The organism is Photobacterium sp. OFAV2-7 (genome assembly GCF_022347985.1).
Taxonomy (GTDB): domain Bacteria; phylum Pseudomonadota; class Gammaproteobacteria; order Enterobacterales; family Vibrionaceae; genus Photobacterium.
Map to the genome: position 1 here is coordinate 1 of NZ_JAKRFQ010000089.1, position 9793 is coordinate 9793.

At 50.5% G+C, this 9793-nt stretch carries 12 protein-coding genes; 4 read left to right on the plus strand and 8 right to left on the minus strand.

All coding sequences use genetic code 11. The features are described 5' to 3' along the window. Positions 1-181 precede the first annotated feature (181 nt). On the plus strand, positions 182-1363 hold the full coding sequence (gene proB, locus MHN01_RS07810; protein WP_239410807.1) for a glutamate 5-kinase: 1182 nt from the start codon (positions 182-184) through the stop codon (positions 1361-1363). A 47-nt stretch (positions 1364-1410) separates the two neighbouring features. Beyond that, positions 1411-2667, plus strand: coding sequence for a glutamate-5-semialdehyde dehydrogenase (locus MHN01_RS07815; protein ID WP_239410808.1), 1257 nt, complete (start codon positions 1411-1413; stop codon positions 2665-2667). Positions 2668-2740: 73 nt separating this feature from the next. Here MHN01_RS07815 and MHN01_RS07820 read toward each other — a convergent pair whose 3' ends face one another. The 5 genes from MHN01_RS07820 to MHN01_RS07840 form a co-directional block, all read right to left on the minus strand. Further along, the gene (locus MHN01_RS07820) at positions 2741-2932 is read right to left on the minus strand and encodes a DUF2897 family protein (RefSeq protein ID WP_075763800.1); all 192 of its coding nucleotides are present in this window, start codon (positions 2930-2932) and stop codon (positions 2741-2743) included. Further along, positions 2933-3628 carry a M15 family metallopeptidase gene (locus MHN01_RS07825; protein ID WP_239410810.1) on the minus strand — a complete coding sequence of 232 codons (696 nt, stop codon included), beginning with the start codon at positions 3626-3628 and terminating at the stop codon, positions 2933-2935. After that, positions 3628-4758, minus strand: coding sequence for a succinyl-diaminopimelate desuccinylase (dapE, locus tag MHN01_RS07830; RefSeq protein ID WP_239410812.1), 1131 nt, complete (start codon positions 4756-4758; stop codon positions 3628-3630). The genes MHN01_RS07825 and dapE overlap by 1 nt, the downstream gene beginning before the upstream one ends. 14 nt (positions 4759-4772) lie before the next feature. Continuing rightward, positions 4773-5138 (minus strand): ArsC family reductase, encoded by a 366-nt coding sequence (locus tag MHN01_RS07835; protein ID WP_239410814.1) that lies wholly within the window; start codon positions 5136-5138, stop codon positions 4773-4775. Between the two features lie 72 nt (positions 5139-5210). Further along, positions 5211-5606, minus strand: coding sequence for an MAPEG family protein (locus MHN01_RS07840; protein ID WP_239410815.1), 396 nt, complete (start codon positions 5604-5606; stop codon positions 5211-5213). Between the two features lie 413 nt (positions 5607-6019). On the opposite strand from MHN01_RS07840, the gene ompW reads away from it, so the two are divergent. Next, entirely contained in the window at positions 6020-6661 is a 642-nt protein-coding gene (ompW, locus tag MHN01_RS07845) for an outer membrane protein OmpW (RefSeq protein ID WP_239410817.1), read from the plus strand. Between the two features lie 273 nt (positions 6662-6934). Further along, entirely contained in the window at positions 6935-7216 is a 282-nt protein-coding gene (locus MHN01_RS07850) for a helix-turn-helix domain-containing protein (RefSeq protein WP_239410819.1), read from the plus strand. Between the two features lie 72 nt (positions 7217-7288). Here the strand turns inward: MHN01_RS07850 and MHN01_RS07855 are convergent, their stop codons facing one another. From MHN01_RS07855 to narQ, 3 genes are all read right to left on the minus strand, one after another. Continuing rightward, positions 7289-7615, minus strand: coding sequence for a DUF4156 domain-containing protein (locus MHN01_RS07855; protein ID WP_239410820.1), 327 nt, complete (start codon positions 7613-7615; stop codon positions 7289-7291). After that, positions 7615-8241 carry a response regulator gene (locus tag MHN01_RS07860; RefSeq protein WP_160657904.1) on the minus strand — a complete coding sequence of 209 codons (627 nt, stop codon included), beginning with the start codon at positions 8239-8241 and terminating at the stop codon, positions 7615-7617. The genes MHN01_RS07855 and MHN01_RS07860 overlap by 1 nt, the downstream gene beginning before the upstream one ends. 11 nt (positions 8242-8252) lie before the next feature. Beyond that, on the minus strand, positions 8253-9793 hold a 1541-nt coding region (gene narQ / locus MHN01_RS07865; RefSeq protein WP_239410821.1), incomplete at its 5' end, for a nitrate/nitrite two-component system sensor histidine kinase NarQ.

The window sequence follows — 9793 nt, forward strand, 5'->3', positions numbered from 1 at the left end:
CTGCAGCTAGCGGTCTTGAGGAAGCAGAGCTGGGCACGGTTGCCTGATTGTGCATCAAACAGATTATCTGTAGTCAGATGAAAGAATAATGCGCTTTTATAGCGCATTTTTCTTGTGATCTAGCAAGGGGATTGATAAAACATCTGAATATAAATTTATTCATCACAATTGTTTAATCCCAATGGCAGATACTAAACATTCGAACGCTACAGAGCAGGACCTCGTGGGTGCTCACTCTTCTACAGAGACCCCGGCGGTTAGACAATCTCAGACTATCGTCGTCAAGCTGGGCACCAGCGTATTGACCGGCGGAACGTTGCAGCTGGATCGTGCCCATATGGTGGAACTGGTTCGACAGTGCGCATCGCTGCGCCGTCAGGGACACAAGGTCATCATGGTGACGTCTGGTGCGATTGCAGCAGGCCGTGAGCACCTGGGATACCCCGAGCTTCCCAAAACAATGGCGAGCAAGCAGCTGCTGGCAGCAGTCGGTCAAAGCCGTTTGATTCAGGAGTGGGAGAGTCTGTTTGGTATCTATGGCCTGCATGTCGGGCAGATGCTGCTGACACGGGCCGATCTTGACGACCGGGAGCGCTATCTCAATGCCCGCGATATGATCGTGGCGTTGCTGGATAACGGTATTATTCCGGTTGTGAACGAGAATGATGCGGTTGCAACTACTGAAATCAAAGTCGGTGATAACGATAACCTGTCGGCATTGGTCGGTATTCTGGCTAGTGCAGACAAGTTGCTGCTACTGACCGATCAGCCGGGGCTGTTTACCGCTGATCCGCGCAATAATCCAGATGCGGAACTGATCCGCGAAGTCCATACTATCGATGAAACACTGCATAAGTTAGCTGGCGGTAGTGTGGGTGGCTTGGGTACCGGCGGAATGGCGACCAAGCTGCAGGCGGCCGATGTTGCCCGCCGGGCTGGTATTGAAGTGATTATTGCTGCAGGCAGCCGACCTGATGTGATCTCTGCTCTGGTCAGGGGAGAGTCGGTGGGAACCCGTTTTCTACCGCTGGAATCACCGCTGGAGAGCCGGAAGCGCTGGATCCTGGCAGGGCCTCCGCCGGCTGGGGATATAGTGATCGATGACGGTGCGGCCATTGCGGTACAACAACGTGGCAGCAGCTTGCTGTCAAAAGGTATTACGGAAGTCAAAGGACAGTTTGAGCGCGGAGAAGTAACCCGGATCTTTAATACCAAGGGTGTGTTGTTGGCGCGTGGCATCTGTCGTTACTCAAGCAAAGATATGGCAAAGATTGCCGGAAAACACAGTCAGGATATTTATCAGGTCCTGGGCTACGAATACGGTCCGGTTGCCGTACACCGCGATGATCTGGTGGTGATCTGATCGTGTATGGCGATGTACTGACAATATTTTGATGATAGGGGAAGAGTGTGGATCTTGAGATTATGGGTAAAGCTGCGCAACAGGCAGCTTTTGAACTTGCTACTGCGGCAACAAAGCAGAAAAATCAGGCGCTGGCGATCATTGCCGATGAACTGGAAGCCAATAGTGATGTAATACTGGCAGCGAATGCCAAAGACATTGCTGCGGCTCGTGAAGCAGGCATGACAGATGCATTGGTGGATCGCCTGCTGCTAAACAAAGAGCGTCTTGCCGGTATTGCCGGTGATGTACGCAATGTGATCAGCCTTGATGATCCGGTGGGGGCAGAGCTTGATAGCAAGGTGCTGGAAAATGGCATGCGCCTTAGCCGCCGCCGCGTCCCACTGGGCGTTGTTGGGGTGATCTATGAAGCGCGCCCGAACGTGACAATTGATATTGCGGCGCTTTGCCTGAAAACCGGTAATGCCAGCATTTTGCGTGGCGGCCGCGAAACTTTCCACTCCAACATGGAGTTGGTGAAAGTGATCCAGGTAGCCCTCGAGAAAGCAGGCCTGCCGGCGGCATCGGTGCAATATATTGAAAAACCGGATCGCGAGCTGGTTTCACAGCTGCTCAAACTCGATCAGTATGTCGATATGATTATTCCGCGCGGTGGCGCTGGTCTGCACAAGATGTGCAAGGAAAACAGCACTATCCCTGTGATCATCGGCGGCTTCGGGATCAGCCATGTCTTTGTCGACAAGACAGCAGATTTGGCCCGGACACTTGATGTGGTGGAAAATTCAAAAGTTCAGCGTCCTTCTGCCTGTAATGCGCTGGATACGCTACTGGTCAGCGAAGACATTGCCGAGGCGTTTTTACCTCGTCTTGCCGAGCGTATGAACCACAAGAACGTCGCTTTGGTGGCGGACGAAGCCAGCTTTGCATTGCTGGAAGGCAAGGCATCAGAGCTGCGTAAAGTGGCTGACGGTGACTTTGATACCGAGTGGTTGAGCTTTACCTTGGGAGTGAAAGTGGTCAAGGGGGTTGATGAGGCCATCGCCCATATGCGTAAGCATAATGCCAGCCACTCTGATGCGATCCTGACCAATGACATCAATGCTGCAGAACGGTTCGTCAATGCGGCTGGCTCGGCGGCGGTATATGTTAATGCCTCAACGCGCTTTACCGACGGTGCGCAGTTTGGTCTGGGGGCCGAGGTTGCTGTCTCGACCCAGAAGCTTCATGCTCGTGGCCCGATGGGGCTGGAAGAGTTGACCAGTTATAAGTGGGTGGGTGTAGCCGACTACTTGGTTCGTTCCTAAGCGATTGCTAGAAGACGAAAAAGCGAGAGTGAATCGACTCTCGCTTTTTTTCATCGTTTTCTCCACGACAGCTTTACGATTGCTCGTCCTTTTTCTCTTCGTCCTTCTGCGCCTCTTCGCGCTTTTGCTTCTCGTGCAGGTATTTGATTTTGTCGCGGTAGCCAAACTTCATGTTCGCGGTGTATTTCAAGGCCGCAATGTTACTGACCACAACGCTGACGACTATGATGCTGATAACCCAGGGGTTGAGTAGCCATTCCACCATTTAGACCTCGCAGATATTCTCTATATACCTACTATAAAGATTATCAAGGTTTGACAAAATCTGCGACTTTCCAGCAATTTGGCTCGCGTTAAGTGTGTGGTAGAGCAGCTCTGGCGTAAGTTGCGTCAGCAGTGGCTGACTGACAGGGTAGTAGCTGATGTGCCATGGCTCGACGGCGACCCCGTTACGGTCTTCGGCATAGGGCAGATAGAAGCCGAATTGGTCAATGTGTTCATTAAGCCAGGTACTGAATGCCGCCTGGTGTCCGCCCTGATTGTATTCCCACGGTTCAAGCTGGAGGCGGGTTCCCTCGGGCAGGCAGTTAGCCGCATAGATGTCTATATCCGTTCCCCAATGATGACGGCTGGCTCCGGGAAGGGCCGACCAGCGCATGATGGCATGGATTTTCTCCAGCTCCGAAAGCTGGTTGGCATCAAGCGGTTGGCTGTTGCTATCCAATAGAGGTCGGTAGCCACTGAATTTGTTGTTCCAAATCAGCAGCTGACGCTCAAAGGAGCGAAAGGCACTGGCAATCTGCAAGTCAAAACCTGCCTGATTTGCCGCCTGCTGGAGCCGGAGAAATGCCGGCAGCATATCCCGGTGCAGCAAATGCTGCTGGTGGTCGACAAGGTGCGAGTCGGCCTGTCCGGTAAGTTGCCCGGCGTTGAGCGGCCGGGCTGGGGTTGGGTTAGTCATTAAAGTACTTTTTCCAACACTTTTTGGTACATATCGGTGAGCTTTTCGAGATCGGCCACTTTGACACACTCATTCACTTTATGAATGGTGGCATTGCACGGTCCAAGCTCGATAACCTGCGCGCCTGTCCGGGCGATAAATCGTCCGTCTGAGGTGCCGCCGGTTGTAAGCAGTTCCGGTTTCTTGTGGTTAACTTCTTCGATGGCGTCTACAACAGCATCGAGCAACGTACCGTGATCAGTCAGGAACGGATGGCCGCTGAAAGTCCATTTCAGATCATAGTCCAGTCCGTGGGCATCAAGCACCGAGTGCACTTTGCGCTTGATGTCGTCTGCCGTCAGCTCGGTACTGAAACGGAAGTTGAACTGAACATGAAACTCGCCGGGAATGACATTCGAGGCACCGGTACCCGCATGCAGGTTGGCGATCTGGAAGCTGGTCGGCGGGAAATAGGCATTGCCGTTGTCCCAGGTTGTGGCTGCCAGTTCTGCCAGCGCCGGCATCGCACGGTGAACGGGGTTGTCGGCAAGGTGCGGATAGGCAACATGGCCCTGGGTACCTTTCAGCGTCACATCACCGGTGATCGAGCCTCGGCGGCCGTTTTTGACCACGTCACCCACGGCATGGGTACTGGAGGGCTCGCCGACAATGCACATGTCGATTTTCTCGTTGCGGGCTTCCAGTGTATCAATCACCCGGGTAGTGCCGTTGATAAACGGCCCTTCCTCATCGGAGGTAATCAGCAGGGCAATTGACCCTTTGTGGTCCGGGTTGTCGGCAAGAAACCGCTCGATCGCAACGACGATACATGCCAGTGAGCCCTTCATGTCGGCGGCACCGCGGCCGTGAAGATAGCCATCAATGATTGTCGGCTCGAAAGGCGGGGTATGCCAGAGATCCGACGGCCCGGCAGGTACAACATCAGTATGACCGGCAAAGACGAACAGTGGCGCTTCCGTGCCCCGGCGTGCCCACAGGTTGGTGGTGTCTTCGAAGACCATGGTTTCGATCTTGAAGCCGAGTTTTTCAAGACGTGCAATCATCACGTCCTGGCAGCCTGCATCTTCCGGGGTGACCGAAATTCGGCTGATAAAGTCTTTCGCCAGGGCGATAACCGGGCTATCTGACATCCTTGTATCCTTAACTATTTTTCTGCAAGTGAAGATTGGAAAATTTCCTGATACTGCGAAGGCTTGAACCCCAGGTGGTAGGATTCATTGTGAACAAGCAGCGGGCGCTTGATCATCGCCGGGTACTCCAGCATCAGGGTAAGAGCGCTTTCACGGTTCAATCCGGCCTTTTGCTCGTCACTGAGCTGACGGTAGGTCGTACCGCGTTTGTTCACCATCGCTTCCCAGCCAAGCTGAGCTTCAAATGTTTCCAGCATCGCTTGATCCAGGCCGTCTGTGCGGTAGTCGTGAAAGCGGTATTCGATGTTTTCTGCCTCTAACCATTTTTTCATTTTTTTGATGGTATCGCAGTTCTTAATGCCGTATGTAACTGTACTCATAGTGTTGCTGACTTACTTTTGTTTTGAATTAGCCTTCCTTTATAACCAGATTACCCAGCCTGCGCAACGGAATTAGCCATAGGTGACAGCCATTTTGATCAGCCAGATACAGGCTGCCAACCCGACAGCAAATACGATGGTTCGCCACGGGCTGAGCTTGCAGGCATAGCAAACCATGTAAAGGGCACGGGATAAGATAAACAGGTAGGCGGGGAGGGCGGCTTGCTCCTCGGGTACACCGGCAAAGTGGGCAATAAACACACAGCAGGCAAAGACCGGGGTGATCTCCCAGCCGTTGGCCTGCGCGGCCTTAACCCTGGCAGCAGCACCAGTCAATTCTCTTTCCTGGATACGAGGCTGGTTAATATCAAACTTTCCTGTCTGACGAAGCGTTAACCAGCCGCCGACGCCTGCGAGAAAGTAATTAAACAGGATTGAGATTATGATGCACCAAAATGCCGGGGTCATAACAAATACCTATAAGTTAAGGCGGCAATTACCAAATGCGCTGATGGTATTGAGTGTAGAACGGATGAGCAGGATAAGCCGATAAGACTGATCTGGTCTGATTATTTGTTATTGAAAAATAAGTGTTTTATTGGTGCTGTGAATTCTTGTGAACACATTAATTAATTGGCAGTTTTGCGAGGCATGATGCATATAACGTGTCACAAAAGTAACATTTTGCGGAGAAAAACGTGTTAGGAAAAATCCCTCTTTGGGGTTATTGATCTGTATCAAAAGTTAATTGTTGTTGTTAATTTTTGTAAATTGATTTCAATCAATAACCCTTTGTTTCAAAGTGGTTACATTCTGCTCCGTTCTTAACAGAAAGCCCAATATCCCTCAGCCGGGATTCAAAAGGAATGGAGTCAATAATAATGAAAAAGACTGTTTGTGCTTTAGCTGTACTCGCTACTTTATCCGTTGCCCCTCAGGCGCTGGCCCACAAGAAAGGTGATTTTCTGGTACGTGCAGGTGCTGCCTCCGTGATGCCTAATGAAAGCAGTGATAACGTACTGGGCTCGCTGGGCGAGTTTGGTATCGATTCGAATATTCAGCTTGGCCTGACATTTGGTTACATGGTTACCGACAACATCAGTGTCGAACTTCTCGCGGCGACACCGTTTAGCCATAAGGTGTCATTAAATGGCCTTGGCGATATTGCCGAAGTCGAGCACTTGCCGCCAACGCTGATGCTTCAGTATTACTTTATGGAGAGCACTAGTAAGTGGCGCCCTTACGTCGGTGCCGGTCTTAACTACACTACTTTCTTTAATGAAGAATTTAACTCGACTGGTAAGAATGCCAAGTTGAGTGACTTGTCACTGGATGATTCCTGGGGGCTGGCGGCAAACGTCGGTATTGATTATCAGCTAAAAGATGATTGGTTCCTGGGCGCTTCTGTCTGGTACGCTGATATCGGTACTGATGTGAACTTCAAGGCGGACGGTGCGCAGCAGTCTGTGAAAACTGACATCGATCCTTGGATCGTTATGGTATCGGCCGGATATACCTTCTAGTGAACTAGGGATACAGTCATGGTGCCTTTGCTGTTCTAGCTATGTTCAGGATGAATCGAACCCAGTCGGAACAATTTTGTTACAACTTGTTGAAAATAAAAAGTTTGTTAGCGAAATGAAGGCACCGTTATCTGGCTGAAATTACGCAATATTTGAGAACTTGGTCACTGAATTGTACTTGTAGTGACCATAAATCTAATAGCTCCTTGATCAAACTCAACATCCAATTCGCCAAAGTCGGAATAATGAAGCCTCAAAATTATGGAGGTCTCAATGGAATTGAATCCGGTTTTTGCCCGTCGTCTTTATTTAGCGCTTCTTGTTGAACAGCTTGAACGCCCTAATGTTCCTAAACTCATTGAAATTACTGGCTGGCCGCGTCGTACTATTCAGGATGTATTAAAAGCCCTGCCGGGTTTTGGCATTGAGTTAGCATTTATACAGGATGGTAAGCGCCATAATGATGGCTATTACCAATTAAGTGACTGGGGACCGTTTGACTTGCAGTGGGTTGAAGCGAGAGAGCAGGACATCATTACATCCGTTTCCAGCTAATAATAAACCGCTATTCTGCGGATTATTATCATGTCTTACTTTCAGTTAAAAATCTGAAACCGCTGGCTATAGCTAGGGGCAATCGTAGGCATTGCCCAATAGTGTAACCGAGGTGCCGAAAGCTTGTGGGTGATAAAGATCCACGGTATTGGCACCACGCTGAGCGGCTTGGTTTTTCAAATCGTTCAGGGCACCCTTTGTCAGTGCCCGGTTGCTGATAAACAAATATGAATACCAACGCCCTTCTGATCCGATAACGGTTCCTTTATCGGTACATGTTTCCAGTAGAGTGGTTGCATTCCAGCGTATGCGTACGTTTTCACTATGCGTGTGAAGGTGCGTTGTTTCACAGCCTGTTAGCAGTAACAGGCTTAGACTGATACACCGCCAAAACCGCACTACTGGCCTTGATACTCAAGATATAAGACAGTCGCTGCCGTACGTGATTTCACCTGCAGTTTTTTCAGCAGACTTTTCATATGCACTTTGACTGTCGCTTCTGAAATATATAGCGAGTCGGCGATCTGCTTGTTGCGATACCCTTTTGCCACTTCTTTCAATATTTGCATTTCCCGATCTGTTAGTGAGTTTAACAACGAGTCTTGCTCTGAATTGTCTTCCAGATATTCACGTACCAGATCACTGTAGGCCTTGCCGCCGCACAGTGCTTGTTTTAGCAGTTCAATCAGCTGCTCCGGCTCGGTATCTTTGAGCAGGTAGCCGTCGGCACCGGCCTGGATCAGCGCCTTGACATCTGAGCGGCTGTCGGAAACGGTGAGAACAACGATGCTGGCGTGGATCCCTTCGGCCCGCATGGCGTTCAGTGTATCGAGCCCGGACATGCCCTTCATGTTCAGGTCGAGCAGAATAAGATCGGGTTCTTTTTCGCTGGCCAGTAAAACAGCATCGGCACCGTTGCTGGCTTCACCTACAATTTCAAAATCTGGTTCAAAACTAAGTAATTGGCTGATCCCCCGTCGCATTAGCGGGTGATCGTCCACAATCATTATCTTCCAACATGTCATAGTTATAATCCTTAAGACTCAAGCGAAAAGCTCAAGGCGACCTCACAGCCGGAGCCTTGGGTTGTATTAATTGTCAGTTCACCATTCAGGCGTGATGCCCGCTCTGTCATTATCGCCAGACCATAGTGATTGAGTTTTTCGTTGGCAGGGTCAAAGCCCTCTCCGTCGTCGTTGATCTTGATGTTAACGTGTTCGCCGTCCTGATTACAGGAAACGATGATCTCGTCTGCTTCTGCATGCTTGATTGCGTTGAGTACGGCTTCCCTGATTAACTGCAGCAAGTGTACCTGATGGTGTGCATCTAAATTCAACGACGATAAGTTGTTGTCTACAATGAGCATAGCATCTGTTTGCTCATCAAGCGGCTTGAGCATCTCTACTAAAGCTTCGCCAAAATTCGCTTCTTTGATTGTTAGCCTGAAGGTGCTGAGTAACTCCCGCAACTGGGTATAGGCACCAGACAGGCCGCTATCGATATCCGATATGATCTGCATGGCACTCTCGGTCTCGTTCTTGCCGAGCTGCCTTTTAAGCAGTGTGATCTGAATTTTAAGATAAGACAATGACTGGGCCAGCGAATCGTGAAGCTCGCGGGCAATGGTTGCCCGTTCTTCCATCAGTAATAATTGTTCTGCCTGTTTCTGGGCCCGGTTGTAGTAAATCCCCCGGGCTAGAGTGCGGGCGATGTTGTCGATCAAGTTTTTGTCCGGGCAGGGCAGGGTATATTGCCACCACAGCTGGCCGAGTACCTGGCCATCCAGCTCTAGATCCTGGTAGTGCCACTGCTGTTGCTCTGATGGTTTACCTGTTGTTATCTCGGTATTGATGCCGTTGTTTTCGTCGATGACCAGCTTGGTTGCCGTCAGCCCTTCGATTTCAATCAGGGTATCGAGCATCGCCGAGAAATTCTGTGATGACAGGCGGCTGACAGAGAGTTCCTGGGAACAGTTATAGAGCACCTGCAACGACTCGTTGGCATGGCGCAGGCGACGGGTTTTCTCATCCACCGACTTTTCCAGATCCCGGTACAGCTTGCCGAGCTCCGAGGCCATTTTCGAGAAAGTACCGGACAGAATGCCGAGCTCATTGTCACTTTTGACATCAAGATTGACATCAAAGCGACCGTTCTGGACCTGTTCGCTGGCGGCAACCAGTTGGTTGAGCGGCGAGACGACTTTCCGCTGGGTGAAGTGGATGGTAAACAGCGCGACAATCAGGATCAGGCTGAGTCCTATCCCGCCAGCGATGGAAAGTACCTGAAGTTTGATAACGGAAAATTCTTGCAGCTCGAAGACAAATCGGTCGATTCTGTCGACAAAGTTGGCAACTTCGTTGAGAAAAAGGTGCTTTTCGCCGTCATTGAGCAAGGGATGCAGGTTTTCCCACCGGCCGATGAGATTGTAGTAGTGGACTTTGATATCGGTCGGGACAGTCCAGTGCTCCAGGGCGGCCATTGATGGCGAGAAGAGTGACTGTTCAAACTGGTCGAGGTGTTCTGAAAACTGCGAGGAGCCGGTCTGGATGTCATAGGCCAGACGGTAGCTCTGCATCC